The sequence below is a fragment of the Phocaeicola sartorii JCM 17136 = DSM 21941 genome (genome assembly GCF_054653615.1).
In genome coordinates this window covers 1,572,895-1,599,318 of record NZ_BAAIFW010000005.1, presented here as the reverse complement: position 1 = coordinate 1,599,318, position 26,424 = coordinate 1,572,895, and the positions used below count along the sequence as shown (strand labels likewise).

Genomic DNA, 26,424 nt, shown 5'->3' with positions numbered 1-26,424 from the left:
GATCAGTTAATTATAGCCGCAAACCCTCCATTACCAGCCAGTGTAAGGTGAAGTCTGCCATCTTCCGGTTTCACTTCCTCATAGTCAAAGCTATGGATGTCCTCCCCATCTTTTATGAGAGTAAAAGCTTTACCGGCACCGGATTCAGGCAGCGCAAACGAAATCTCTCTTTCTTGATTCTTACCATTAATTCCTCCAATGAACCATGTATCCCCTTTACGCCGGGCCACTACCACATAATCTGAAGGATATCCGGCCAGCAACAAGCTCTCATCCCATGCGGCAGGAACCTTCTTCAGAAAATCCCGGGGTATTTCGGGCAATGACAGATAAGCCTCGGCACGATCGGCAAAGCACTGGAAGCCCGACTCGAATACAACCGCCAACGCCAACTGATGTGCCACCGAAGTACGGCGGAAAGCCGGTACTCCCTGACGGATTTTATTGGAGAAAGTCACCGGCGTATAATCCATCGAACCAACCACGTTTCTGGTAAACGGCACAGTGGCATTATGCTCCGCAGCCCTGTCACAGCGTTCCTGCCTGCCCAGCGTCTCCGCTCCACGGATCGCCTCAGTTGTCAACAGATTGGGATAGGTGCGTTCTAAACCACGTGGCAAAGTGGCTCCATGCAAATCAACCAACAACCGATAATCCGCCGCATCCTTCAATATGGCCGGATAATTGGCGATAATACGTTGTTTGTCCGTATCAAAGAAATCGACCTTGATGCCTTTGACTCCCATCTTGCTGATGCGCTCCATTTCGGCCCTTCGCAATTGCGTATCAGCCATCAGCCGATGCTGTAACGGGGTGTCCTCCCCTCTGCCTGAACCGGAATGATACCACAACCATACACCGATGCCACGCTCTGCCGCATACGCCACTACACCTTCCACTCCCTTGCCGTCCATGTCCGGCCATCCGGCATCAATCAACAGATATTCCCAGCCCATCTCGCAACACAAGTCCACATATTTCAACTGTTCCTTGTAACTGCGTGCAGACGAACCATCATACCACCAACTCCATGCCGAACGACCTGCCTTTATCCATGAAGCGTCTTCAATGACCGAAGGCGGATTCAGATGAGATACCATTTGAGTGGTAAACACGGTATTCAGCTCCGTGCCAATGACAATGGCCCTCCAGGGAGTACACCAGGGCAAGGTAGATACAGGCTCGGGACTATCGGGAATGACAGGCTCCTCCGCCTCTGGAAAACGAATTTTATAAACCTCTCCTTTACCGGAGTTATCCACATGAGTAGCCGGATACGTACCATCCAGACAAGCTTCCGTTATCATCATCCACACTCCATTGGTATGGAAAAGCATGGGAAAGGCCCAGCCTTTATCATGATCGGGCAAAGCATTGACAGCTATCTCATTTTTTGAATATTGTTCGTAACTAGGTTTGAAGCGGTCATTCCAGTCATAAGGATGGATCCATGCCTTGCCACCAACAGGCACGGCAAATTCTGTCAATTCATTTTCAATAGTGAACAAAGAATCCACCTGTGCCGGAAAACTGTAACGAAAGGCAGCTCCGTCATCAAATACACGGACAATGAATTGGAAAGGCAGGGTATGTCCATCCGCAAAAGTCAAGGTCATTTCCTCACAACGGTTATGCGCAAGAAGCCGTTTGCCCGCTTTCAGTTCATAAGATTCGTCTATGCTCTTGAAAGACACATCTTCCAGCCTCACATTACGTCCATACTCATGCCCGTTCATCACAATGCCCAAACGGGAGGGGTTCACCACTACCGAATCCTTATACATTATTTTATATTGCAATTCTGTATCCTCTCCTTCCCCGCCTACAGTTTCAGTCACAAACCGGACATTACCATCCGGAGAAGCCACTTCCCACACAGCCGCTTTCTGTCCGCATCCGGACAAGCACAGCACTGCCACACCATAAATTCCTATCAATATCTTTTTCATCTCTATTTCTTCATTAATGTAAATCAAACGATCCTTGTCCACCCTTAAAAAGTAATCCTTCCATCCGGACTTTTCAAGGTGGCTGTCTGTGCCAGCACACCAACCGCGCTGACACAGCGCCACAAAGCAAAACCTATTTTATACAACCTTATCATATCAGTCTCTTCTATCATTCATAAATTTCCAGGTCTCCATCCTCACAAATAATCTTAGGACGGGCATCCGGATTCTTCAATTCAAAAGTCACATTTTTCAACTTCAATCCTTTGACGTGGCGTGCCCATACGCCGTAAGCAGGAATCTTAGGTCCGAAAGTCTTCACTTCAGGATACTGGTCCACCGCTTCCGGCACCTGCCGGCGAGCGTCCTCCTCCGTTCCCGTTCCCAACAGACGGATATGAATATTTTCCAACGTCAGATTTGTAATATAATGTCCCGGGACACCGGTTACCAGAATACCCGAAGGCGGATCAAGCTGCGCCTTGTCGGCCGCCACTGCCCTCACATTGCGGACAACTACATTTTCAAACGTGCCGGTAGATTGCTTCGTGTCTTCCTGCTTACGGAAAACGCTCAGTCTCGACCCCAACCGGAACATCATCGGCGTACGGACTTCATCCATCGTGATATCCGAAATTTCCACATTACGCAAACAAGCACCATCCACCGAGAAGAGTTTGATCCCCCCGTTCTTCGTGTCATAGATGTGACAGTTGCTTATCTTGATATCCTCGAACGGCGCCATCGACTCCGTTCCCATCTTTATCCCCGCCTGATTGGTTTTCATTTTCATATCGGTGACAACAATATCACTGCATGCCATCTTGCTGGAAGTTGTCTTGAAACACAGCGCATCATCTCCGCTCACAATATCACAATGACTGATACGCACATGCCGGCAACCATCAATATTGATACCATCATTGTGAGCAACCCCCACGCTGCGAATCGTCACCCGGTCAATCGTCACATCCGTGCACTGAAAATAATGCGAAGTCCACGCACCGGCATATTTCAATGTCACATCCTTCACCGTAACACCCTGGCAACGCACCCAGCGAAGCAAGAAAGGACGCAATCCCCAACGATCTTTTTCCGGACGCTTGTCTTCCTTTATATGACGTTCTTTCAAAGCAGATCCCTGCCCGTCAATCGTCCCCTCGCCGGTCAATCCCACATTCCGGGCATCCACCGCCACCAACAATGCCCAGCCTACCTCAATGCCCAGTCCTTCCGTAAAAGGATCCAGATTCCGATATGCTTTATAATCGGTAGTACCCAAGATAAGCGCATCCTTTTCCAGATGCAACGTCACATTGTCCTTCAACTCTACCGTAGCCGAAAGATAAGTACCGGGAGGAACTATCACAGTTCCTCCTCCGGCACGATGACAAGCATCAATCGCCCGCTGGATGGCAGGAGAATCCAACCTTTTCCCATTGCCACGCGCCCCATAGTCCTTCACATTAAAGGAAACAGTTTGGGCATGCGACATTTCCACGGACATCAGCACACATAATATAACAGATAAAAGCCTCTTCATATTTTTCATTTTTCAGACGAATTAATTTCTTTCACGATAAACAACTGGTGAATACAATTTCCACACTGCCCCGGCATCTCAAGCTGGAGGGTGCTTGTACCCTTCTCCAGTCCGACAGGGAAATAAATCTTAAGAAACCACTTTTTAATCTTTTCCATATTATCAGATTTTACATTTAATTCGTTGCCTCAAAGATAGATGCACAGTCTGAAAAAGATTTGTAGGATTATACCAAATGTTTATAGTATCGTGTCAAAGCAGCGAACAGCCCTCATACACTGGGACTACAGCAGAAAAACGCTTTGAAAGGCAAGCCTTTTCTTATGCATTGCTAAAGGTTTTCTATCCGACAACTAAGCCTTTTTCATTGGGATACGACTATCTGCATTACAATTAACAGACTGAGAGGAAAGCTTTGCATTTCCTCCATTCTAAAGATATGCTTAGCTATATATCAAAAACAAAAAATCCCCGTAAATTATTAATTTACAGGGATTTTCTTTGTTTTGCAATTCTTTCCAGCGGAGAGACGGGGATTCGAACCCCGGATACCCTTTTGGGGTATACACGCTTTCCAGGCGTGCCTCTTCAACCACTCGAGCACCTCTCCTTTATCGGGGTGCAAAGGTAGAACAAATTTTCAAGACTAGCAAATATTTGAGGCAACAAACTCTCATTCATTGATAAGAAACGGCTTATAAATCGTGATTGCGCATCCGATACTCCGCCAATTCCTCATACTTGGTACCCGGACGGCCGTAATTGCAATACGGATAAATGGAGATCCCGCCGCGCGGAGTAAAGATGCCCGTCACCTCTATATATTTGGGATCCATCAGCTTTATCAAGTCTTTCATGATGATATTCACGCAATCTTCATGAAAATCACCGTGATTACGGAAACTGAACAAATACAGTTTCAAACTCTTGCTCTCCACCATTTTCACATCGGGAAGATAGGAGATACGGATCTCCGCAAAGTCGGGCTGTCCTGTAATAGGACACAGACTGGTAAATTCGGGGCAGTTGAAACGTACCCAATAGTCGTTTCCGGGATGCTTGTTCACAAAGGACTCCAACACTTCGGGAGCATAATCCTGCTTGTACTCGGTCTTCGCCCCGAGAAGGGTCAATTCATCTTTTCTTTCCATTAAAGTTCTCTTTTTTCCATATTCATGTTTCCTCTTTCATGCTTCGGAGAAGAGATTCCCTTCCGGCAGAGCCTATCGTTTCACCCGGGTGATGAAGTTATATCACCAAGGTGATGAAACATCCTCACTTTAGTGATCAAGCTTAATCACTAGGGTGAAACGATAAAATCTACAGGAAGGAAACACTTTTCATACAGGGAGAAAACACCTTCATTTATCTTATTGTTTCTCTTTTTCCGCCTTTATCTCCAGATACTTCTCCAATCCTTCACGACGAAGCTTACAGGCCGGACAATGGCCACAGCCATCCCCTTGTATGCCATTATAGCAAGTCAGCGTTTCATGCCGGATCAAATCGAGCACGCCCAATTCATCCGCCAACGCCCATGTCTCCGCTTTGTCAATCCACATCAGCGGAGTGTGAAGCACGAACTGCTCATCCATGGCAAGGTTCAACGTCACATTCAGCGACTTGATGAAAGCATCCCGGCAATCGGGATAACCGCTGAAATCGGTCTGCGACACACCGGTCACGATATGATTGATCCCCAGTTCGCGCGCATAGACAGCCGCAATGCTCAGAAAGAACAGATTGCGCCCCGGCACAAATGTATTAGGGAAACTGCCGGCAGGCTTCTCCTCGTCCATCGCTATCGTGGTATCCGTCAGCGAATTTTTGCCCAAGTTTCCTATAAAGGAGACATCCATCGCTTTAAACTCCACACCTGCCTTTCCGGCAATGGCGCGGGCCAACTCCACCTCCTTCACATGCTTTTGTCCATAGATAAAACTTAAAGCATATACCCTGCGGAAATGCTTTTTTGCCCAAAACAGGCAAGTGGTCGAGTCCTGCCCGCCGCTGAACACAACCAATGCGTCACTTTTATTCATTGTTTATATTTTTTCAATGTGCTGACATGCCCCTGCACTAACCGCCCCGCTATATGGATATGGTACGCCATATTCCGCACGGTAATTGGCCTATCGGCATACCGGCACGTTAGCAAATTATTATAGTTCTTTTATTTTTAATACGTTGTATGAGATATGCTCATCAAAGACATCGCTTCCATCCACCTTCTTGATATACTTTACCACACGGATGGTAACGGGCAGGATAATGATTTCATAGAGTGTCTTGAGCACCGCCTGAATGAGCATCATCTTCATCAGTTCGCCGGCAGGCATCAAGCCTCCGAAGGCGACAGGAAAGAAAATGATGGAATCGGCGCTCTCGCCCACCAAGGTAGAAGCGACGGCACGGAGCGAAAAGTGCTTTCCACCCGAGGCCAGCTTCATTTTGCTCATGACATAGGCATTCAGGAAAGAACCTGCCAGAAAAGCGGTCAGACTGGCCACGGCGATGCGGGGCGCCATGCCGAACACGAAGTTGAAGCCCTCCTCTCCTTCCCAGAACGGAGCCGCGGGCATCAGGATGGCAAGCTGGCCCAAGGCTACCACCATGAAATTCATGGCAAAGCCCATCCAAATGATAAGGCGCGCCTTACGGAAGCCCCAGACTTCGGCTATACAGTCATTGATGATGTAAGAGATGGGAAATACGACCAATCCGGCTGTCGCCGTGATTTTCCAGACCTGGACTACCTTGGTCTCCAATAAATTCGCTGCGACAAGACATACACAAAACAGTATGCCGAGCAACATGAACGATACAGATACAGTGTTATTATTCTTCTTCATTTCTCCTGTTTTTTACGTGGTGTTCTAGAATACACGACCGCTATTCACGGCATCATACGTCTATTTTTAATTCAAGGCGCAAAGATAGAAATTATTTCCGAGGTATTTGAATATAACCGCCTTAAATATTCTTATCTGAAAGAAACCGTCAAGCCCGCTCATGCAAACAGGAGAAGAAGACACCCCGGCCGGACAAATGAACCGCCCGAATCACTCCACCTTATTGATTTATCAATTATATTTGTAACCGGAAAAAGAAGAGAAAAGATGAAAAAACAAGAACTTTATAACAAGGTAATCGCTTACTTCCAAGAGGCGATGCCCGTTGCCGAGACCGAACTTCATTACAACAACCCATTCGAGTTGTTGATAGCCGTTATTCTGAGCGCGCAATGTACGGACAAGCGGGTAAACATGATCACCCCTCCCCTTTACCGGGATTTCCCGACTCCTGAGGCACTGGCCGCTTCGACACCGGAAGTGGTTTATGAATACATACGGAGTGTAAGTTATCCCAACAACAAGGCGAAACATCTGGTGGGCATGGCACAGATGCTGGTGAAGGATTTTCACAGCGAAGTGCCGGGAACACTGGAAGAACTGATCAGACTGCCGGGAGTGGGACGCAAGACGGCCAATGTCATTCAAAGCGTAGTGTTCAACAAAGCTGCCATGGCGGTAGACACGCATGTGTTCCGGGTGAGCCACCGCATCGGGCTGGTTCCCAAAACCTGCACCACACCGCTGGCTACCGAGAAATATCTGATGAAGTACATTCCGGAAGAGATTGTACCCACCGCACATCATTGGTTGATTTTACACGGCAGGTATGTCTGCGTGGCACGTACGCCGAAATGTGCGGAATGCGGACTGAACGGATTGTGCCGGTATTCGTTGAAGCCGGCTTTATAAACAAATTTTCATTCCATCGTATGCAAAATGTATATGCGGAGGCAACAGCCGTTCAGCGTCAGCATGCAATCCCACATGATGGCTCATGTGAATAAAATAAGTCTCTCCGGCTCCTATCCTCCGCGCATTTTCCAACGCCGTCAGCAGGTTCTGATGGGTATTGTGAGGCTGGGGACGCAACGCGTTCATTACCAGTACATCCAGTCCCTGCAACAAATCGTATTCAGATTCGGGCATCGTCAGCATATCGGTAATCCATGCCATCCGGCCGATGCGGTATCCCAAAATGGGCAGTCTGCCGTGCATCACCCGGAGGGGCGTCACTTCCACCTTTTTTCTTTCGGGACTGCCGATCACAAAAGGAGAGCCGGGAACAATTTCCTCTAATGTAATACGGGGAACTCCCGGATAAAGATGTTCGGCAAAACAATAAGGAATACGCTGGCGCAGACGCTCCGCCGTATATTGTTCGGCATAAACCGGCACATCGCGGAAACGGCAGAAAGGACGCAAATCATCCAAACCTCCTACATGGTCATAATGCTCGTGAGTGATCAGAACACCATCCAAGGGCTTGAAATCATCCAATCGTATCATCTGCTCACGGAAGTCGGGACCGCAGTCTATCAGTATCCGGAGCCCTTCCGTTTCTACCAGCCCCGAACAGCGCAAACGGTTGTCCCGGGGATCACTGCTGGTACATACCGGGCATTTGCACCCTATTTCGGGTACTCCCGTAGATGTTCCGCTGCCTAGTATTGTAATCTTCATATCATACCTTATATAAAATTCACTTCGGGAGAGATCGCCACCCCGAACTTTTGAAACACAGACTGCTGTATCTGCATGGCAAGAGAGATCACTTCATCCCCCGTAGCGCCCCCACAGTTCACCAGAACCAACGCCTGTCTGGAATGAACACCCGCGCGTCCTATTTGTTTGCCTTTCCAGCCGCAACGGTCTATCATCCATGCAGCGGGAATTTTCACCCGGCTGCCATCCACCTCATAATGCGGCATGTCGGGATACTGCTGCTGTAGCATGTCAAACTGCTTACGCGGAACGATGGGATTCATAAAGAAACTTCCGGCATTGCCCTGCACCCGCGGATCGGGCAACTTGGCTTCACGCACGGCTATGATCACCTCCCTTACATTCTCCAAAGTCACCTCACGGCCTTGCTTTTCCAATTCGCCACGCACATTGCCATATTCCAGATGAAAGACCGGCTGCCGGCTCAGACGGTAAGTGACATGAGTCACTATATATTTACCTTTCAATTCTTTCTTGAAAATGCTTTCACGATAAGCGTAACGGCATTCCTCCCAGGTAAAGAGCCGTTCCCTGCCGGTCTCCACCTCGAGGGTTTCCACACTTACAATCAGATCTTTCGCCTCCACACCGTACGCACCGATATTCTGGACGGCAGAAGCGCCTACCTCGCCGGGAATCAATGACAGATTTTCAGCGCCATACCAACCGTTTCTTACGGTATATGCCACAAAATCATCCCATACCTCTCCGGCTCCCGCCCTGACCTCTATTTCCCGTTCGTTCTCAGCCACCACCTCATATCCCCGGACAGCCGAATGCAGGATAGTCCCCGCGTAATCACCTTTAAAAAGCAAGTTACTTCCTCCGCCGATATGCAACCAGCCGCCGGCCATCCGTTTTTTATCCGACAAGACGGACCGCAGTTCTTCCACCGATTCATATTCCACGAACAAAGATGCCTTTACATCCATACCGAATGTATTATGAGGCAACAGAGAGTAGTCTTTTATTTCTTTCATTTACCATCAAATCAGTCGCTCAGATCCTCAAACTGCATCAGTCTCCACTGACCGTGCCGCCGTTCAAAATAGAGCGTATTATTAAATCCATTGCCAAAGCCCTTCATTTCAATCACCTTCGTATCGGAATGCACATTCTCGTTCTGTCCATAGTTCACATTGGTCAGATTCTCACGAGGCAATACAGGCTGGAAGGCGAACCATTGTCCGGCCTCCAGGGTTGTCTCCAGTATCTGGAACTCGTCTTCGGGATCAGCGGTCACAAATTTCAACGGTTCGTGCAGACGTGACAACTGGAAAACAGAGTCGTTGGCAAAACGTTCATAAAACTCAAAGAAGTCCTCCTTACCGGCATCCTCCCGCGGCATATCCGCGAAATCTATGGCTTCCAGTTTCCACAGCCCTTTCAAGCGTTCAAAATAATACCGCTTGATTTTCCCTGTTTTCAAGTAAATCCATTCTATCTTGACACTGGTCAGCCCCGTATCTTTCTCCACCTCCATGTCCTCCGCCTTGTCAAACAGAACAGTATAGGCATCCTGCCGGCTGAATAAAGGATCGTGCTTCCACTTGTCCTTTTCAATGTGTTCTTTCTTTTCCATGGTATAATAGGGTAAAGGGAACACGATGCGTGACAGTTGCAATTTTTCATCACTGGCAAAATTGTAGAAAAAGTCAGCAAAACTCTCGTCGGCCGTAGCGGGAACCATGGGCTCTTCCTCTACCGCAGCCATCGCCTCTGTTGTGTCCGGGGTTGCAGTCAGCGAATCAATTTCCTCAGTAAGCGTCTCGAAGGGGTCCATTTTCTTTTTTCCGCCTCCACAGGAGCTTATCAGCATAAGCAGACAAACTCCGATTATTAGTTTTCTCATTTTCTATATTTAGAAAAAAACGATGCAAAAATATCGTTTTTTTTAGTTTTCAGCAAAATATATGGGTTTAATTCGCTAACTTTGCGGTCATTAAAAAATAAAGAAGAAACTATGTTAGCTAAAATAGAACAATTACTTCAGGAAATTGAAGGCTTGCAAGCAGCCAATGCGGAAGAATTGGAAGCCTTGCGCATTAAATATCTTAGCAAAAAAGGAGCGATTAATGAGTTGATGGCAGACTTCCGCAATGTACCTGCCGAACAGAAAAAAGAAGTAGGCATGAGACTGAACGAGCTGAAGAACAAGGCTCAGGAACGTATCGCCTCCTTGAAAGAAGCTTTCGAGACCCAGGACAACGGCGCGGCCGAAATGGATCTCACCCGCACGGCCTACCCCATCGACCTGGGAACACGCCACCCGCTGAGCATCGTAAAGAATGAAATCATTGATATATTCCACCGGCTGGGCTTCAGCATTGCCGACGGCCCCGAAATAGAAGACGACCTGCACGTGTTCACCGCCATGAACTTTGCCGAGGACCATCCCGCACGTGACATGCAAGACACGTTCTTCATCGAAGCCAATCAGGAAGATGTGAAAAAGAACATCGTGCTTCGTACCCACACTTCTTCCGTACAGGCCAGAGCCATGGAGCATTCGCAACCTCCCATCCGCATTATCTGTCCGGGACGTGTGTACCGCAATGAAGCGATCAGCTACCGTGCCCACGCATTCTTCCATCAGGTAGAGGCGCTCTACATTGACAAGAATGTATCATTCACTGACTTGAAGCAGGTATTGTTGCTGTTCGCCAAAGAAATGTTCGGCGAAGATACTCAAATCCGTCTGCGTCCGTCCTATTTCCCGTTCACCGAACCGAGTGCCGAAATGGATATCAGTTGTAATATCTGCGGCGGAAAAGGTTGTCCGTTCTGTAAAGGTACGGGCTGGGTGGAAATTCTGGGATGTGGTATGGTGGATCCGAATGTATTGGAAGCCAACGGCATTGACAGTAAAGTTTACTCAGGCTATGCGCTAGGTATGGGTATTGAACGCATCACCAACTTGAAATATCGCGTAAACGACTTACGATTATTCTCTGAAAACGATACCCGCTTCCTGAAAGAATTCGAAGCGGCTAATTAATAATGTGTCTCAATTGCAGACCCTGTGCTAATGTGCCAATTGCCATGCGGAATATAACGCGGTCAATTGGCATATTAGCTATTGGCACATTGACACATTAACCCATTAGCAGATTGACACATTAGCACATTATCACTCATGAAGGACAAGCTGATTACCCAAAATTATATAGAAATACTGGCAGCCAATTTTCTATTATTCTTTGGATTCTGGTTACTGATGCCTGTATTGCCTTTCTATCTGGCAGAAGTTTTTGACGCCAATAAAACAACCATAGGTGCCGTACTTTCCTGTTACACCATCGCCGCTCTGTGCATACGCCCCTTTTCCGGCTATCTGTTGGATACCTTTTCCCGCAAACCGCTTTATCTGTTGGCTTATTTCACTTTTACCGCCATCTTCGGAGGATATATCATTGCTGGAACACTCACCTTATTTATCTTATTCCGCATTGTACACGGAGTATCGTTCGGCATGGTGACAGTCAGCGGAAATACCATTGTCATTGATATCATGCCTTCTTCACGCCGTGGGGAAGGACTGGGATATTACGGACTGGCAAACAACATAGCCATGTCCATCGGACCGATGACAGGGCTCTTCCTGCATGATGCAGGAGTGGATTATACACTTATCTTCTGCTGTTCGTTAGGCTCCTGCCTGACAGGATTTCTCTGCGCCTCATTGGTAAAGACCACCTACAAGCCACCTGTAAAACGAGAACCGGTATCATTGGACCGTTTCATCTTGCTCAAAGGACTCCCGGCAGGTTTCAGCTTGCTACTGTTATCCATTCCTTACGGCATGACCACCAATTACGTTGCAATGTATGCCAAGCAAATAGGCATCCAGGCATCCACCGGTTTCTTCTTCACCTTCATGGCATTGGGCATGGCGGTTTCCCGTCTCTTCTCCGGACGCCTGGTAGACCGGGGAATGGTTACCCAGGTCATCGAAGCCGGCCTGTATCTGGTCTGTTTCTGTTTCTTCGGGTTGAGTTCATGCGGATGGCTGACAACATGGGACTTGCAATGGACTACTTATTTTCTGTTCACCATAGCTCTTTTGCTAGGCATCGGTTTCGGAACCATGTTTCCTGCCTACAACACGTTGTTTGTGAACCTGGCCCCCAACAGTCAGCGCGGTACGGCAACCAGCACCTACCTGACTTCGTGGGATGTGGGCATAGGCGCCGGCATGTTACTGGGCGGATATATAGCGGAAATAGCCACTTTCAAGATGGCTTATCTATTCGGAGCTGCACTCACTGTTATCTCATTATTCTATTTCAGAAACAAAGTGGCCCCCCACTTCCACCGGCACAAGTTGCGCTAATCTTTATATGTCAGCACCATGATGTGGGAAAGCCGGTCGTTCACTACCGACAACTGTGCTGAAAGAATGAACGAGTGGAACAAGGGAGCATTTTCCAGCAGAAATGCCGGCAGATAAGGTTCGAAACGTTCCGGATTCCGGGATACCTTGTTCATATCCGCCACAAGCATAAAGGCGGCGTCGCGTGAAAGATTAGCCACACATTCATTGAACAATGTCCGGCTGTTCCTTTCGTATGCCTCTTCCATATAACCTGCCATGGAATCCTTATCAGCAGAAATGATCAGACTATCTTCCCTAATATCCGGAATACTTTTCAACTTTCCGGATATCTGGTTCATACAATCGCATGTATCAGGCATGAAGGTATCTCCGGTGAGATACACCACATCGCTGTTCATGTGAAAGTCAAATTCACTCCAACAGCCTTTATTATCCTGCAAGAAAGGCATAGAAGGGGTACGTCCGTATAAAGTCAGAAAATTATGCGTTTTCTTTTTCTGCATCGCTTTGGAGAATACAGGATCGTTGCTCAGTGCTTTCTCCTCATCCTCACGTGTATCAATCACTTTCTCTATCAAACTTTTCTGGTAGCTCACCACATAGAATCCCTCCTCGCTATAGACAGCCAGAAAATCATCATTGCCCAACGGGTAGACAGCTATATTTTTCCCTCTGTATTTTTCCTTTTTAGGTGAGAAATTCCCCGGAGCCCTCTCCAACAACATATCGCCCAATGTTTCCTTATCATCATCTCCCATACGGAAATACACCACCTGGTCACGCGGAGTGCCAGGCGAATGGAAACTGACCACCACCCGGCTCATCTTGCTGCTCAAGCCATGGGCATTATTGGTTGTATATTCATTCAAGCCTCCCAACACATAATTAAACAAACCGGGAAACTGGAAATTGCCCAACTCTTCCGAATAATTCAACTGAGTAAATTCATTCTGAAAATAATTAATATTGTCGCTCTCCAACACACCGATGCAATCAGCCGGTACAAGTGAGAAGAGATTGATTTCACGACTCTTATCCGTCAGGCTTAATTTTGCAAAGCCGTAAAAGCCAACAGCTGTACAAAACAATACAACTGATAACACCATACCCAACTTGGCAACTGTCCGCAATCTCATACCCTACCTATATTTATATTTTTTTTGCAAATATAGCAAATTATTTAAGAAAACAAACAAAAAAGTCCAAAATTCCACCGTCTTTTTTATTATTCGTAAATAGTTCCGGTAGAAAGTTCCAACGCTCCCCATTCGATCATAGCGTTAAACAACCTAACAAAAGAATAAGAGGATAGTTCTTCCGGCCGGATATCTTTCTCTTTTATGACTCCTTTATCCATCAGCGCCATGCGGCAAGTCCCTCTCAGCAGAGGTGATTTAGGCGTAACCCAATCCTTCCCGTCGAACAAGGCAATATTGGCTATGGAGGTATCGGTCAGCAGTCCGCGTCTGACAATCAATACATCATCCTGTTCCCCGCGACAGGCGAAAAGACGGTTCAATACCTCCCTGTCCGTACTTTTATAGGTATAGTCTATATCATCCGAACAAACCAGCCGCAAGGAATGTACCGGACGCATCCGGTAGGCTGCATAGCTAATTTCCTTTATACCTCCACCATCATATATCACCCTGCATTTCATCCCGTCCATCTCCGGTGTCAGTTTCAGGTATTTGTCCAGCTCTATGTCGGGACAGCCCGGCCAGAAATGACGACGGGTGTCATTCAGTCTTTCATTATGATAAGACAAATTGCACGCTTTTCCTTGCTTTATCCGTATAGTCTCAATAAATGGGCACATAAATTTTCTGTATCATCTCGTTATATTCACTTTGCAAATCACTCTTTGAAGTAATTCCTCCCCCTGCCTTATAATAAAGTCGTTCTCCGTCTTTTTCTATGAAACGGATCATCACAGCACTGTCTAAAGTCCTGCCGTCACAATACCCCATTATACCTGTATAAAAGCCGCGCTCATAATCCTCCGCTTCTTCAATAATAGCCATGGTTTTGGGTTTAGGCGCTCCGGTTATGGAGCCGGCCGGCAGCAGACGAAATATAATTTCTCCGATACGGGAAGGATAATCATCAGGTAAAGTTCCACAGATCTCCGAACTGGTCTGAAAGATAGGGCCTTTATTTGTTTCCAACCGGTCACAATACCGATACCGCGCAACGCTCACCCGTTCCGCCACCATACTCAGATCATTCCGAATCAAGTCTACAATGGTAGCATGTTCGGCTGCCTCCTTAGGATCGTCCATCAATTGTTTTTCCGCATCCGGCAAAGTCGCGTCAATCGTTCCTTTCATGGGAAAAGATTTTATCTCTCCATTCTCTATGCGGACAAAGATTTCGGGAGAAAAGCAGACCAGTTTATCCTTCAACCAAAGTTTATAAAGCGCCTTGGAATGCCGGAACACATCTTCCAAAGTAAGATTAGTACTGACAGGAACCTTGCAAGTCAAATTGGCAAGATAACTGTTACCCGCCAGAATATTCCGTTTTACGATTTCAAAAGCCTGCCGGTAATCTGCCAAAGGCATCGGGGCAAAGTCCCAATCTATCCGCCCAGGGTAACTTTCCGTTGAAGCCTCCACATTTTTCACTCCATTGAAATCATAACGGCAACAGGCAGAATCAATCCGGCTTACCTCTTCTATCAAAGAGCATTGCTGTTTATAATCTATAATAAAAAGAAAAGGCTTCCGGCTGCCCGCCAGCTCATTCATACGTTTTATGGCTTCCGGTTTTTTATATGGTTGCATCTTTAACTGCTAAATTATCTTGTAACAATCATTTTCGAGGGGGACAAAGTTAAGAATTTAAAGTAAACTGTTACATTAAACAGAAAAGAATCTTTCTTTTACTTGTTTTATTCAATAAATAACATGAAATCTGCCGAAATATTTCTTGGCTTTCCTTTTATATTATCACGGATACCATTTCCATAACAGGACAGGCTGAAAAACAAATGATACCTACTCATCACGAGCAGGTATCATCCAAATTAAAATCTAAATTCTCTACGAGAATAAGGTGGCCTCGTCTTAAATCTGAACACAAGCATCCAACGAGACCGCCAAAAGTATTGTACGCTTACAATACCTATACGTTTTAGTCTTTTATGTTTATTTCTGCCAATGTCTTTCTTTTTAAATAATAGTACAAAGATAATCTTTTAACCTATCCGACAGGCAAAATGTTCTTCAAAAGGAAAAGATTAAAGAAATACAGGTCACACATTAGATCTATAAAAAATGAATACAACAAAACCACGATGCATCATTATCTGCAATAAAGGAATATCCTCCCCTCAAGAAACTCACATTCCATAAAAGAAAAAACAGCAGGCTGGACATTCCCCAACCTGCTGTTCCACTCGTTTAAAAACACATTTCCTTATTCTGCTCCGTTTACAAACTTCTCAACGGTATTATAAAGATCATCTCCACGCAACTCCTTCGCTACGATCTTACCTTCCGGATCTACTAAAATAATATGTGGGAAACCAACAATACAGTAGGTTTCCAACACCTTCTTTACGTCATCCTTCTGCAAGAGGACCTGGTTCCAATAACTCTTGTCTTCTTCAATGGCCTTTTTCCAGTCTTCCTCACGACGGTCCGTTGACACACCATAAATAGTGAATCCCTTATCTTTAAAAGCATTGTATGTCTTCAATAAATAAGGAGTTTCCAAACGGCACCAATGACAGCCTGCAAACCAAAAATCCACCAATACATATTTGCCTTTAAAATCGCTCAGACTGACAGTATTTCCCTCCAAATCAATACCGGTTATAGCAGGAGCGGCACTGCCAACAGCACACTGGGCAAGTTTATCCAAACCTTCTTGCATTTTGGCATACATGCTACTCTGCTTGGAAGTCTCGTCAAAACCACCAATGAAGTTACGCACCTCATCAATCTCCTCTACTGTATTAAAAGTATGATTCTGGAAACGATAGGTGTAATACAGATACAAACCGAAGTATGAACCCTTATTTTTATCAATTTCCTCACTGATCAATTTACGGGTCTGTTCCGAAGCACTGTCATAATAGGGCATGGAAACCTCCCGGATACGCTCCATTTCTTTTTGGTCTCCCTTTTCACGGGCTTCATAGAACATATTATCCAAAGAGTCGAGAACAGCACGATTTCCAGCTACATATTTCGCTTTTTGTAAGGCCTCATATTGTTCCTGTAATGCAGAACCAGTAGCATGCAAACTCAGATGTTCATATTTGTCCTTGCCAAGAGTCAGTTGCATGGACTTGGGTTCTAAAAACAAGTTGGCATATTGTTGTAAATACTCTCCACGCTCCATATTCTGCAAAGAGAAACAATAAAGACCGGTTTCTATAGAATCAGCGGGATAAACAAATTTACCATCGGTAACGGCAATGGACTCAATCAGTTTCACATTACCATAATGCTCATTGTTTACTTGATACAGATAGATGGAATCAGTCTGGATTCCATCCAGACTGCCCTCTAAAGTCACAGACTTAGGCTCATTACAAGCATTTAACATGCATAGAGAAACGCCTAATAACAAATATTTCTTATCAATCATAAATTTACTGTTTATTAAGAACAGAATCGATCAAAGGACTAATCTCTTCACTTGACGGACGTGGAGCGTATGCATTCACAATATTGAAATCCTTGTCTATCAAGATAAAACGAGGAATATACATGATGGCCCAGCTTTCTTTTAAAGCCACGTCATTGGAATGATACTGAGTCAACTCTTTCTTATGTGCATCCAGGTATCCTAGCCAAGGCTTCGTAGTAGTATCTGTGGAAACCGGAAGAAAAACAATATCCTTACCCGCATATTTCTTTCCTAAAGCCTCGAACGCCGGAGACTCCTGAATACAAGGACCGCACCAAGTCGCCCATAAATCAATATAAATCACCTTGCCCTTGAAATCCGCAAGATGTTTCACATTGCCTTCCACGTCCTCCATCTCAAAATCAAATGCAGGTTGTCCGGGAAGCAACTTGGAAGCCTGAACAATCTTTCCTTCCACTTCTGTTGCGAAATCGGCATTCTTCACTGTTTGCAAAAATGCCTTCGCCTTGTCCACCGTCTGTTCCGAAACTTCATCGCGTAAATCGCCTACGATTTTAGCACAAGCATACAGTTCTGTGGTACGCGCAGGAATGGAAATGTCTTTGAACCAAAGAGAAGTCAGTGTGGAATCTTCCTGATAAGAAAGGACATCGCGTACTACAGCCACATCCAACATATTCTCATCCATAATTTCCTTATACAACGGAGCTACCTCCGGTGTCAACGAAACATTAAACTCATTCCATTTAGCCTGCATCTCTTCTTCAGTTTTTATGTCGGCAAACATCCTTGAATAACTAGCATAACAGATATAGCTATTGATCACATCCGCCTTGATCCGTGCTGTTTCCAGCTTTTTAAATAAACCGGATACATTACTCAACGTATCCAATGTATGCATACGTATAGCGGCCAAGCTGTCAACCAATGCTTTAGTAGAAACAAAATCTCCACGTAAGTTACCGCCGCCTTCCAAGTAAGATCCCCCTTTCGGGAAAAGACGGAACTTCATGTAATTATTAGCTTCAGCGCCTTTTCCTGAAAATTCCGCTTCAGTATTTGACTGAGTTACTTTGATAGTCATATCATCCCCTGGAGTAAGATACAATGTGTTGCGACTGATGCTGTAATATGTCGGCTCTTTCAGTACAAAAGTAGTATCAAAATAACCGGCAGCATCCGTTTCCAACAAAATGTCCCGGCTGTCGCCCACCATAGATGCCGCTCCGTCAAATCGCATACGCACATTCTGGCTACCCATATCCATCAGCTGGCCTTTGATATGTACCGTATTCTCCACTTCTTGCTTAGTTCCACTGTTGCAGGAACCCAGGCAACAGCATAATGCTGCTGTTGCCATCATACTTGTTAGTTTTTTCATTAAAATATCTTTTATCTTATATTAGGAACCATATCAGGATTAAAACGAAGCACTGTAGGCGGAATAGGCAGAATATATTTAGGGCTGTTAGGCTCCAATTTATATTCCACACCATTCACCTCATGCACAATAGTCTTTGCAAATTCAGGCTCACGATTCAAACGTTTCAAGTCAATCAAGCGGGTGCAACCCAGCATAGGCATCTCCCGTCTTCTCTCCTCCAGCACTTTTACCAATGCATCCTTGTTATCACTCGCAACCAAAGGTACATTATCAATAATACGGTTATCGCGCAAGGTATTAATATATTCCATAGCCTTGTCTTTACTACCTATACGGGCTTCACACTCGGCTGCTATCAAATACATTTCCGGAGTAGACATAGCCATATTTGCATAAATATAAGGAGCCCAAAGAGGATAATCCAAATCTATTCCACCTAAATATTTCGTAAAATACAACAGGTAACGCTGGTCCTTTTCCTGATCGTACAAAGACGCCAATTCTTCAGATGCATACGCAGTAGCACTGAATCCAAAAGTCCATGGAGCCAAACGAATATAAATATTTTCCGGATTCTCATCTCCATCCGGAACGTCAATTCTACCAATGTATTTATCACGATCCACTACTTTATAAGGGAAAAGACTCATCAAAGTTGAATTATTCTGTAATGAGATTACCGCATTCTCCAACGCTTTTTTGTAATCTCCCATATAAAGATACATACGTGCCAACATCCCGTAGCCCACCGGCTTAGATGCACGATAGGCATTCAACACAGGTTTTTCCGGTAAATTAGGAGCAGCCTCATCCAAATCTGCCTTAATTTGATCATACACTTCCTGCACTGTGGCACGCTGCAGATTTGTTTTATTGATATTCTTATCCAGCATCAATGGAACTCCAGGATCTGTAGCGGCAGTCGACGGATCGTAATGATTGGCGTAAGCATTGACCAAAGTCAAATATTCAAAAGCACGTCCAACCAAAGCTTCAGCCCTCAATTGCTTTTTATGTTCTTCAGTATCTTGAGTAGCCCCCATTATATCATCAATAACTACATTGTAATAGTAAATACGATTATAGGAATATTCCCAAAGACCGTCACTTTCTCCCTCTCCAAAGATTTCACTATTAAACGCATATAAATGCTGATCCGGCAACCCTAGAGAAATAAATCCTCCTGTCATATCATCATCATAAGGCATAAAAACATCATCTGTCATAAAATTAGGATATGACTCTGAAGCTTTCAGCAATTGAGCATAGTTCAATAAACGTTCATAGTCTTCACTCTTTTCCGGAATTACAATCCCTTTGGGCTGTATATCCAAATAATCATCACATGACATTACAGACAACGCCAGGCATGCACAAAGTAAAAATTTATATAATTTCATATTTATCTATTTAATCATTTAAAAATTAAGAGACAAACCAATTGTATAAGTAGTAGGATTCGGAAGAGTCAAGGATCCCCATCCATACCCAGATGTAGTATATGCTTCCGGATCAATATCTCCATTAGCAGCCCACCACCACGCATTACTGATTTGACAAGTCACAGCAGCCGACTCTATAAAATATTTCCTCAACCAATTCTTCGGCAAATTGTAACTCAATGAAATATCTCTCAATTTGATATAGTCTGCTTTCTTTACATGCGTATCTGCCGAATACCATGCCTGAGCGTCTGTATAATAAATATTCCTATTGAAAGACGGAGCCACTCCCGGAATATTTTCATCCCCCGGCTTCCTCCAATGATTTAAAGCCTTACGAGTAAGATTTGCGCTCGGTGCACCACTCATATATCCAGCTACGACATCGCGCAATACATGACCGCCATAATATACAAACATGAATGAAAAATCAAAATCACGATAAGAGAAGAAATTTTTCAATGACGCTGTATATTTGGGAGTACGAGTACCAGAATATACCATATCATCAATAGAACTTATTTTTGAAACTTTTTCTCCTTCCTTATTATAGACCAGCACATTTCCATTTTCCGGATCAAGTCCCGCATAACGATAGCTGAATACACTATTTATAGGATATCCCACTGCAGCTACATTATATGCACTATAATAAAAAACAGTTTCTCTTGTACCTTCCAAATTGGTCAGTTCATTTTTATTATAACTGAACATTAAATTAGTGCCCCAAGTAAAATTCTTATTTTGAATATTTACACTCTGTAACGACAATTCCACGCCTCTATTGAACATCGAACCATAATTTTGCAATAAACTTGCCCAGCCCAAAGTCGGATCCGCATTACGATTTCCTAACAAGTCCGTCGTTTTCTTATAATAATAATCAATGCTACCACCTAAACGAGAATTGAATACAGAAAAATCAAGCCCTATATTGGTAGAAGCCGTTTTTTCCCAACGAAGCTGAGAGTTAGGCGGATTCTTTATGTACGAGCCAAAATCTCCTACCCAATCATTATATCCGCTGTCAACCACAGTCATATACGGTCCTGCATCCTTAGGTACATTACCGCCCACACCATAAGTAATACGCAAATTCAAACGATTCAGCCACGTACAATCTTCCATAAAAGCCTCGTTAGCAATTTGCCAACCACCACCAACAGACCATAACGGACGATACTGATACTTAGGATCAGTACCAAACAAGTTAGATTGATCAATACGAATACTTCCTGTCAGTGAATAACGTTCGTCAAATGTATATGAACCATTAGCATAGAAAGAAACATATCGATCTTCCGTATGAGTCAATGAATTATATTCACCATAAACCCAATTAAATGATCCCAGCAAAGCCTCAGTTCCATTAATAGGAGACATAACCAACGGATTTATAGGTTTTACTCCCAGACTATTATCATCATATCCCATATAATAATTCTTCGCACCGGTACGACGCACCAACCGACGTTCAGCACCGCCCAACGCTGATATAGCATGTTTTCCAAATGCACGATTAAAGTTCACTTGAGCACGCATTGTATATGAATAAGATTCGTAACGGCTCTCACCCAACTGGCCACCCTTAGGAACATTCAGTGTAAGACTTCCTGTTGCCGCATCATATTGAGCTGCATCATTTATCATATTACGTACTGTATATGACATATTACTATACAAAGTCCGATTTTTATCATACGTTCCTTCAGTCTGATATTTCAAATCAAGATTAAGACCTTCTATTATTTTAAATTTCAACCCTGCATGCAAACGATAATAATTAGAATTATTATGATAACTTTCTTCTGCACGGTTCGTTATCGGGCTATATGTTTCATCCATCAAACCTATACTTTGCAAACGTTGCAATTCATAATCTGATTTAGTACGTTGGAAACTTAGTGGATTACCTTGTAAGTCTCTCAACATATAATAACTAGGATAACTGCTCATCAAACTGCTATAACTGCCTGCTCCATTATCACCTTTTGAACGATAAAAGCTTCCTGTCACCCCGAAATCAGCCGATAGCCAATTAAAGAAATCCACATCATCTTTTAAGCTAAAGCCAATACGATCTTTACTTTGGTACTTTTGATTACCATAATCACCCATATAATTAATAGTAGCCATATACCGATTTTTATTAGAACCACCAGAAACAGCCAAATTATGCTGATGAACAATACCTACACGCGCAAATTCATCTTCTATTTGTTTACGGTTATCATTGGTGCGATAAGGCAACAAAGCATCTGCCAATTGACCATCCGTCAGCTGACCTTGTTCATGCTGATATAACAAATCAACTACCTGATTTACAGCCCGACGTTTATTCAGATTCTCATAAGCCGTATGATAATAATCAAATCCCTCAATCTGCATATCCACCAATTCAGAACTACTCATCAAGTTCAAATAATCAAAATCCGGCTTCGGTGACAACTTGACACTACCATTATAGCTCACTTTAGTTTTACCTTCCTGTCCGCGCTTGGTTGTAATAACAATTACTCCATTAGCAGCACGGGCACCATAAATAGAACTTGCAGCAGCGTCCTTCAATACGGTTATATTTTGCACATCAGTAGGATTTATGGATGCCAAATCACCTTCATAAGGCATACCATCAACTACATACAGTGGCTTTGTATTTCCCATATAAGTAGTAATACCACGAATAACGACATCACTGCTGTTACTGGAAGTTTTATTGATACCCGCTACCAGACCTTCAATACGTGACAACACATCTGTTTCCAGTTTACCCTTCGTACTTTTTTCTGAAATGACAGAATAAGAACCTGTCGCACGTTCTTTAGACAACGTCTGATAACCAGTTACTACAACATCCGCCAATGCAGTGGCATTTGTCTCCATCTTCACATTCACCACTTTCTTGCCAGCTTGCGCCTTGACTACTTTATCCGCCATTCCGACAAAAGTAAATGACACCAAATCGCCGGGAGTAACCTGCAAGCTATACCGGCCGTCTATATCGGTCACCGTACCCTGGCTTGTACCTCCAATCATTATGGTAGCTCCAATGATACTTTCTCCGGTTTCATCCGTAACCACGCCCGTCATATAAAAAGGTTCATGCTTTCCGGTCTTTTTCTCCGCTTTTGCTGGTAAAATAAGAATCAAGTTTCTTTTTACTTCATACCGCAACGAGGTCTGTTTACAAAAATCATCCAGAACCACGTTCAGAGGGGTTTGAGTATAAGATAAACTCACCCGTTTTCCTGAATCAATATTCTCTTCATCATAAACAAAATGGATCTTTGCCTCCCTTTGCAGTTGATCCAAGGCAGTTCTGATTAAAACACTGTTCACATTGACAGTCACTTTAGTATCAGCCTGGGCAAACGCATCACCCACCGAACAAAAGAATACGATCAATGCAACAAAGCATTTCACCATGAGGCCTTTGCGACAAATAGTTTCGCTCAAAAGTTTTGTACTCATAATTGTTTGTTGATTTATTATTAAAAAAGTCAATTCTCTCCTATCATGCTGCTTTCTTATTCGTGCTTATCTTCAATGTAAATAGTTTCCCCATCACGGGTAAAATGCACATTAGAGACTCTTTCTATCACTTCAATGGCAAAGCTCAGTTCTTCCTCCCTGAAAATGATACCTGCAAATCTCTTATTTTTTAAAGATTCATTTTTAAAATAGATATCCACATTATACCACCGTGACAGCTGGGCGACAATCTCAGCCAAAGACGTATTACGAAATTCGTAATTCCCCTTCGCCCAGGAAGTAAACAGGTAAGCAGGCACATCACGTGTCACTATATCATCATTATCCGGCTCAATAACTGCTTGTTGATCTGGATTTAACACGACCGATGCCTTAGCCGTACTGACTTTAACGCGCCCTTCTTCAAGAGTTGTATATACCTTATAGTCAGGATAAGCAGAAATATTAAAACTTGTACCCAGCACCTCCACTGAATGTCTGTTTGTATGAACGACAAAGGGATGCTCAGTATCTTTTGCCACTTCAAAAAAAGCTTCCCCTTCCAGAAACACTTCTCTTTTCTCCCCAACGAAAGAAGCAGGATAACGCAAAAAACTCTCAGCATTCATCCATATCCTTGTTCCGTCCGATAAAATCAACTGATATTCCCCACCTCTAGGGACAGCCAATGTATTCATCTGAGGAGTTGAAGAAACCTCTTCCACTTTTTTATAAGTCAATAATTGATTGGAATTATTATTAATGATCGTAGAACTTTCATTAGAAATCGTACCTTTTTTAACCGACAAGTCCACTTTTTCTCCATTCTCCAAAGTAAGAATAGCCTTGCGGCTGCCTGTTTCCGGAAATGAAACTACAGCAGCCACTACGGCATCTTTGTTTTGTGTGTTATTGTGAAGAGAGAATATATGACTAATTCCTAAAACCAGAATAAAAAGGGCTGCCGACGCTGTTACACAATACAGGCCGATCCGGCGTTTTCTTCTCTTTTGAAGCTTGCATTGCAAGGCTTCCCACGACCGTTCGTGATCATATCGGCAACGAAATTCTTCCTTTCGCTGCACTATATAATATTCAAAATACTTTTTATTCTTTTTTTGATTCTCTTTATCCATTATCACTTTCGTTTAATGAAAGAGAGCCATTTTTAATAAACGGGTGACAAAAAAGGAAAAGAATTTTAATTTTAATAAAACAGCGCGTACAAATTGTATCCTTCTCTTAGTTTCTTCAACGCTCTCGCCAGATGAGTCTTTAAAGTATTCACAGATATATGGAGTTCCTCAGCCGCCTCTTTATATTTCTTATTTTCCATAATGACAGCTCTCACCACTTGTAGTTCCTGATGAGATAATTTCTGTAGTTTTTCCAATAATAACTTATTTTGCTCCTCTTGCTCCTCTTCATCTATAGATTCCTCCGGAATAGTCATATCAATGCCCGAGAGTTCCTCCATAGACAACATGTTATTTTTCTGCAAAGCATTGACGGCCGCATTCCGCACAGACAAATAAAGATAATAACGAAGATTTTGATTTATTTTCAAATAATATTTCTTCTCCCAGAAATAGATGAAAAAATCCTGCACTATATCTTCCGCCATTTCAAAAGAGTCGGTCAGTTGCACTGCATATATGCACAATTTCATGTGATAAGTATCAAATAATAAACGAAAAGCCTCCTTAGGAGATGTCCGGAACAACTCCAAGATATATTTATCTCTTTCGCCATTATCGTTTAAATTTATCGTCATGACAATTGCACAAACAGGTACAGAAAATAAAAAAAGGTCCTATAAATCATTAGATTTACAGAACCTTTCATAGGGGTAGGGTGACTAGTGGGATTCGAACCCACGACATTCAGAACCACAATCTGACGCTCTAACCGACTGAACTATAGTCACCATGTTAGGCTTTCCTTTCGAAAGCGATGCAAAGATACGGCTTTTTTTTATATCTGCAAACATTTCGGGGAAAAATTATTCAAAAAAATACTCTTTTATGCCTTCATTCGATTTTTCCAATAGTTCTCCAGCTCCCTTCAAGAAACGTTTCATCACGTTAAACTCCTCATTATGAATGGATTTATTTATAAAAGTAGCAGGATATAATTCAAAGTTCTTTTTTTTACTTAAAACCGGTCTTGAAGTCCAAACCAAGGCATATTCACAATCTACCAGACGGGTTATTCGAAAAATCCGTTGCAGTTTCAATTTTACCATAGCCCCTCCATCCGTTTTTTCTTTCGACATGTTCGATATAAAATTACCCAATGAATAAACAACAACGTGCCGGGCAGGAGTTCGGGAGTCCTTTACAATTTCCATCGGCTGGAGCACATGCGGATGCGAACCTATTACATGATCTACTCCTTGCCCGATCAACCAGTCAGCCAGTTCACGCTCCGACCGTTCGGGAAAGGAACGATATTCCACCCCCCAGTGCATACAGGCTATAATGACATCGGGGAATTTCCTGCGCGCCGCCAGAATATCTTTCTTTATCTGCTCCCGGTCAATGTAATTCACCACGTTCGGAGCATCAGGCTTAAAACCATTCGTGCCATAAGTATAGTTCAACAATACAACTCTAAAACCATTTTTCTCTATCACTAACGGATAGTTCTTACGGCGTTCCTCCGGATTGCTATACGTTCCGGCATGGGGTATTTTCAAAGAATCCAGCATCCGGATGGTGCGTTCCAGCCCTGTCTTCCTTTTGTCCAGGCAATGATTGTTAGCAGTCAGCAGCACGTCAAATCCGGCATCCTTTATCGCGTAAAGATACTCGTCCGGAGCACTGAACACCGGATACCCTCTATAAGGCTTTCCGCCCAATGTCACCTCCAAGTTTCCTACAGACACATCCGCCCGGCTGATTTCGTCCTTCACATGGCGGAAACAATCATCGTAATGATACCCGTCTCCTTGCCTGGCCGCATCAATCTGAGCCTGATGCTGCATCAAATCACCGACAAACAACAAAGAGATCTGATCCTGCGCCGATAGCGAAAGACAAAAGCATAACAGAAAGAAAGCGGATAGCTGTTTCATCTATTCTTATCTTATTTATTGAGGGCCACAAGATAGGAAGAAAA

22 protein-coding genes and 2 tRNA genes are annotated in these 26,424 nt (G+C 43.9%); 3 read left to right on the top strand and 21 right to left on the bottom strand.

What is annotated here, in order from left to right; translation table 11 throughout:
* Positions 1-2 precede the first annotated feature (2 nt).
* From ACYQ0C_RS06695 to ACYQ0C_RS06665, 7 genes are all read right to left on the bottom strand, one after another.
* Complete coding sequence (locus ACYQ0C_RS06695) at positions 3-1,949, bottom strand: glycoside hydrolase family 97 protein (protein ID WP_025076721.1); 1,947 nt, start codon at positions 1,947-1,949, stop codon at positions 3-5.
* 169 nt (positions 1,950-2,118) lie between these two features.
* A complete protein-coding gene (locus ACYQ0C_RS06690; protein WP_016276928.1) occupies positions 2,119-3,501 on the bottom strand; it encodes a glycoside hydrolase family 28 protein in 1,383 nt (460 codons plus the stop codon).
* The gene (locus ACYQ0C_RS06685; protein WP_016276929.1) at positions 3,498-3,650 is read right to left on the bottom strand and encodes a hypothetical protein; all 153 of its coding nucleotides are present in this window, start codon (positions 3,648-3,650) and stop codon (positions 3,498-3,500) included. Before ACYQ0C_RS06685 ends, ACYQ0C_RS06690 begins: the two co-directional genes overlap by 4 nt.
* A 364-nt stretch (positions 3,651-4,014) precedes the next feature.
* Positions 4,015-4,102, bottom strand: a tRNA-Ser gene (locus ACYQ0C_RS06680).
* 85 nt (positions 4,103-4,187) lie between these two features.
* Positions 4,188-4,643, bottom strand: a complete 456-nt coding sequence (gene queF / locus ACYQ0C_RS06675; protein ID WP_016276930.1) for a preQ(1) synthase — start codon at positions 4,641-4,643, stop codon at positions 4,188-4,190.
* Positions 4,644-4,862: 219 nt separating this feature from the next.
* Positions 4,863-5,534 (bottom strand): 7-cyano-7-deazaguanine synthase QueC, encoded by a 672-nt coding sequence (queC, locus tag ACYQ0C_RS06670; RefSeq protein WP_016276931.1) that lies wholly within the window; start codon positions 5,532-5,534, stop codon positions 4,863-4,865.
* Between the two features lie 120 nt (positions 5,535-5,654).
* A complete protein-coding gene (locus tag ACYQ0C_RS06665; protein WP_016276932.1) occupies positions 5,655-6,344 on the bottom strand; it encodes a queuosine precursor transporter in 690 nt (229 codons plus the stop codon).
* A gap of 267 nt (positions 6,345-6,611) precedes the next feature.
* Here ACYQ0C_RS06665 and nth point away from each other — a divergent pair, with 267 nt between their 5' ends.
* The gene (gene nth, locus ACYQ0C_RS06660) at positions 6,612-7,256 is read left to right on the top strand and encodes an endonuclease III (protein ID WP_016276933.1); all 645 of its coding nucleotides are present in this window, start codon (positions 6,612-6,614) and stop codon (positions 7,254-7,256) included.
* Here nth and ACYQ0C_RS06655 read toward each other — a convergent pair.
* The 3 genes from ACYQ0C_RS06655 to ACYQ0C_RS06645 are packed head-to-tail and all read right to left on the bottom strand — an operon-like array spanning position 7,251 to position 9,921.
* The gene (locus ACYQ0C_RS06655) at positions 7,251-8,027 is read right to left on the bottom strand and encodes an MBL fold metallo-hydrolase (RefSeq protein WP_016276934.1); all 777 of its coding nucleotides are present in this window, start codon (positions 8,025-8,027) and stop codon (positions 7,251-7,253) included. The genes nth and ACYQ0C_RS06655 overlap by 6 nt on opposite strands.
* Positions 8,028-8,035: 8 nt before the next feature.
* Complete coding sequence (gene murB, locus ACYQ0C_RS06650) at positions 8,036-9,049, bottom strand: UDP-N-acetylmuramate dehydrogenase (protein ID WP_016276935.1); 1,014 nt, start codon at positions 9,047-9,049, stop codon at positions 8,036-8,038.
* A gap of 11 nt (positions 9,050-9,060) precedes the next feature.
* Entirely contained in the window at positions 9,061-9,921 is an 861-nt protein-coding gene (locus ACYQ0C_RS06645; RefSeq protein ID WP_016276936.1) for a DUF4348 domain-containing protein, read from the bottom strand.
* A 111-nt stretch (positions 9,922-10,032) separates the two neighbouring features.
* Between ACYQ0C_RS06645 and pheS the strand changes: the two genes are divergently transcribed.
* Positions 10,033-11,067, top strand: coding sequence for a phenylalanine--tRNA ligase subunit alpha (gene pheS / locus ACYQ0C_RS06640; RefSeq protein ID WP_016276937.1), 1,035 nt, complete (start codon positions 10,033-10,035; stop codon positions 11,065-11,067).
* 138 nt (positions 11,068-11,205) lie between these two features.
* Positions 11,206-12,402: an MFS transporter gene (locus tag ACYQ0C_RS06635; protein ID WP_016276938.1), complete on the top strand. Its 1,197-nt coding sequence runs from the start codon at positions 11,206-11,208 to the stop codon at positions 12,400-12,402.
* Here the strand turns inward: ACYQ0C_RS06635 and ACYQ0C_RS06630 are convergent.
* The 11 genes from ACYQ0C_RS06630 to ACYQ0C_RS06580 all read right to left on the bottom strand — a co-directional run bounded on the left by ACYQ0C_RS06630 (position 12,399) and on the right by ACYQ0C_RS06580 (position 26,380).
* Entirely contained in the window at positions 12,399-13,541 is a 1,143-nt protein-coding gene (locus tag ACYQ0C_RS06630) for a hypothetical protein (protein ID WP_016276939.1), read from the bottom strand. The genes ACYQ0C_RS06635 and ACYQ0C_RS06630 overlap by 4 nt on opposite strands.
* 89 nt (positions 13,542-13,630) lie before the next feature.
* Positions 13,631-14,224: an aminotransferase class IV family protein gene (locus ACYQ0C_RS06625; protein WP_016276940.1), complete on the bottom strand. Its 594-nt coding sequence runs from the start codon at positions 14,222-14,224 to the stop codon at positions 13,631-13,633.
* Positions 14,208-15,191 (bottom strand): aminodeoxychorismate synthase component I, encoded by a 984-nt coding sequence (locus ACYQ0C_RS06620; protein ID WP_016276941.1) that lies wholly within the window; start codon positions 15,189-15,191, stop codon positions 14,208-14,210. Before ACYQ0C_RS06620 ends, ACYQ0C_RS06625 begins: the two co-directional genes overlap by 17 nt.
* A gap of 634 nt (positions 15,192-15,825) precedes the next feature.
* A complete protein-coding gene (locus ACYQ0C_RS06615; RefSeq protein WP_016276942.1) occupies positions 15,826-17,004 on the bottom strand; it encodes a TlpA disulfide reductase family protein in 1,179 nt (392 codons plus the stop codon).
* 4 nt (positions 17,005-17,008) lie between these two features.
* Entirely contained in the window at positions 17,009-18,388 is a 1,380-nt protein-coding gene (locus tag ACYQ0C_RS06610) for a TlpA family protein disulfide reductase (protein ID WP_025017510.1), read from the bottom strand.
* An 11-nt stretch (positions 18,389-18,399) separates the two neighbouring features.
* Positions 18,400-19,791 (bottom strand): RagB/SusD family nutrient uptake outer membrane protein, encoded by a 1,392-nt coding sequence (locus ACYQ0C_RS06605; protein WP_016276944.1) that lies wholly within the window; start codon positions 19,789-19,791, stop codon positions 18,400-18,402.
* 18 nt (positions 19,792-19,809) lie between these two features.
* Entirely contained in the window at positions 19,810-23,304 is a 3,495-nt protein-coding gene (locus ACYQ0C_RS06600; RefSeq protein WP_016276945.1) for a SusC/RagA family TonB-linked outer membrane protein, read from the bottom strand.
* Between the two features lie 56 nt (positions 23,305-23,360).
* Positions 23,361-24,440, bottom strand: a complete 1,080-nt coding sequence (locus ACYQ0C_RS06595) for a FecR family protein (RefSeq protein ID WP_016276946.1) — start codon at positions 24,438-24,440, stop codon at positions 23,361-23,363.
* Positions 24,441-24,511: 71 nt separating this feature from the next.
* Positions 24,512-25,078 (bottom strand): sigma-70 family RNA polymerase sigma factor, encoded by a 567-nt coding sequence (locus ACYQ0C_RS06590; RefSeq protein ID WP_016276947.1) that lies wholly within the window; start codon positions 25,076-25,078, stop codon positions 24,512-24,514.
* A gap of 79 nt (positions 25,079-25,157) precedes the next feature.
* Positions 25,158-25,231 (bottom strand) — tRNA-His (locus ACYQ0C_RS06585).
* A 75-nt stretch (positions 25,232-25,306) separates the two neighbouring features.
* A complete protein-coding gene (locus tag ACYQ0C_RS06580; RefSeq protein WP_016276948.1) occupies positions 25,307-26,380 on the bottom strand; it encodes a CapA family protein in 1,074 nt (357 codons plus the stop codon).
* Positions 26,381-26,424: the final 44 nt, after the last annotated feature.

Excerpts from the sequence above, each read along its gene's own strand:
- ACYQ0C_RS06645 (WP_016276936.1), bottom strand. The coding sequence starts at position 9,921 with ATGAGAAAACTAATAATCGGAGTTTGTCTGCTTATGCTGATAAGCTCC.
- ACYQ0C_RS06685 (WP_016276929.1), bottom strand. The coding sequence starts at position 3,650 with ATGGAAAAGATTAAAAAGTGGTTTCTTAAGATTTATTTCCCTGTCGGA.
- ACYQ0C_RS06590 (WP_016276947.1), bottom strand. The coding sequence starts at position 25,078 with ATGACGATAAATTTAAACGATAATGGCGAAAGAGATAAATATATCTTG.
- murB (WP_016276935.1), bottom strand. The coding sequence starts at position 9,049 with ATGAAAGAAATAAAAGACTACTCTCTGTTGCCTCATAATACATTCGGT.
- ACYQ0C_RS06665 (WP_016276932.1), bottom strand. The coding sequence starts at position 6,344 with ATGAAGAAGAATAATAACACTGTATCTGTATCGTTCATGTTGCTCGGC.
- queF (WP_016276930.1), bottom strand. The coding sequence starts at position 4,643 with ATGGAAAGAAAAGATGAATTGACCCTTCTCGGGGCGAAGACCGAGTAC.
- queC (WP_016276931.1), bottom strand. The coding sequence starts at position 5,534 with ATGAATAAAAGTGACGCATTGGTTGTGTTCAGCGGCGGGCAGGACTCG.
- ACYQ0C_RS06695 (WP_025076721.1), bottom strand. The coding sequence starts at position 1,949 with ATGAAAAAGATATTGATAGGAATTTATGGTGTGGCAGTGCTGTGCTTG.
- ACYQ0C_RS06605 (WP_016276944.1), bottom strand. The coding sequence starts at position 19,791 with ATGAAATTATATAAATTTTTACTTTGTGCATGCCTGGCGTTGTCTGTA.
- ACYQ0C_RS06655 (WP_016276934.1), bottom strand. The coding sequence starts at position 8,027 with ATGAAGATTACAATACTAGGCAGCGGAACATCTACGGGAGTACCCGAA.
- ACYQ0C_RS06625 (WP_016276940.1), bottom strand. The coding sequence starts at position 14,224 with ATGTGCCCATTTATTGAGACTATACGGATAAAGCAAGGAAAAGCGTGC.
- ACYQ0C_RS06635 (WP_016276938.1), top strand. The coding sequence starts at position 11,206 with ATGAAGGACAAGCTGATTACCCAAAATTATATAGAAATACTGGCAGCC.
- ACYQ0C_RS06600 (WP_016276945.1), bottom strand. The coding sequence starts at position 23,304 with ATGAGTACAAAACTTTTGAGCGAAACTATTTGTCGCAAAGGCCTCATG.
- ACYQ0C_RS06580 (WP_016276948.1), bottom strand. The coding sequence starts at position 26,380 with ATGAAACAGCTATCCGCTTTCTTTCTGTTATGCTTTTGTCTTTCGCTA.
- nth (WP_016276933.1), top strand. The coding sequence starts at position 6,612 with ATGAAAAAACAAGAACTTTATAACAAGGTAATCGCTTACTTCCAAGAG.
- ACYQ0C_RS06620 (WP_016276941.1), bottom strand. The coding sequence starts at position 15,191 with ATGCAACCATATAAAAAACCGGAAGCCATAAAACGTATGAATGAGCTG.
- ACYQ0C_RS06690 (WP_016276928.1), bottom strand. The coding sequence starts at position 3,501 with ATGAAAAATATGAAGAGGCTTTTATCTGTTATATTATGTGTGCTGATG.
- ACYQ0C_RS06615 (WP_016276942.1), bottom strand. The coding sequence starts at position 17,004 with ATGATTGATAAGAAATATTTGTTATTAGGCGTTTCTCTATGCATGTTA.
- ACYQ0C_RS06630 (WP_016276939.1), bottom strand. The coding sequence starts at position 13,541 with ATGAGATTGCGGACAGTTGCCAAGTTGGGTATGGTGTTATCAGTTGTA.
- pheS (WP_016276937.1), top strand. The coding sequence starts at position 10,033 with ATGTTAGCTAAAATAGAACAATTACTTCAGGAAATTGAAGGCTTGCAA.
- ACYQ0C_RS06595 (WP_016276946.1), bottom strand. The coding sequence starts at position 24,440 with ATGGATAAAGAGAATCAAAAAAAGAATAAAAAGTATTTTGAATATTAT.
- ACYQ0C_RS06610 (WP_025017510.1), bottom strand. The coding sequence starts at position 18,388 with ATGAAAAAACTAACAAGTATGATGGCAACAGCAGCATTATGCTGTTGC.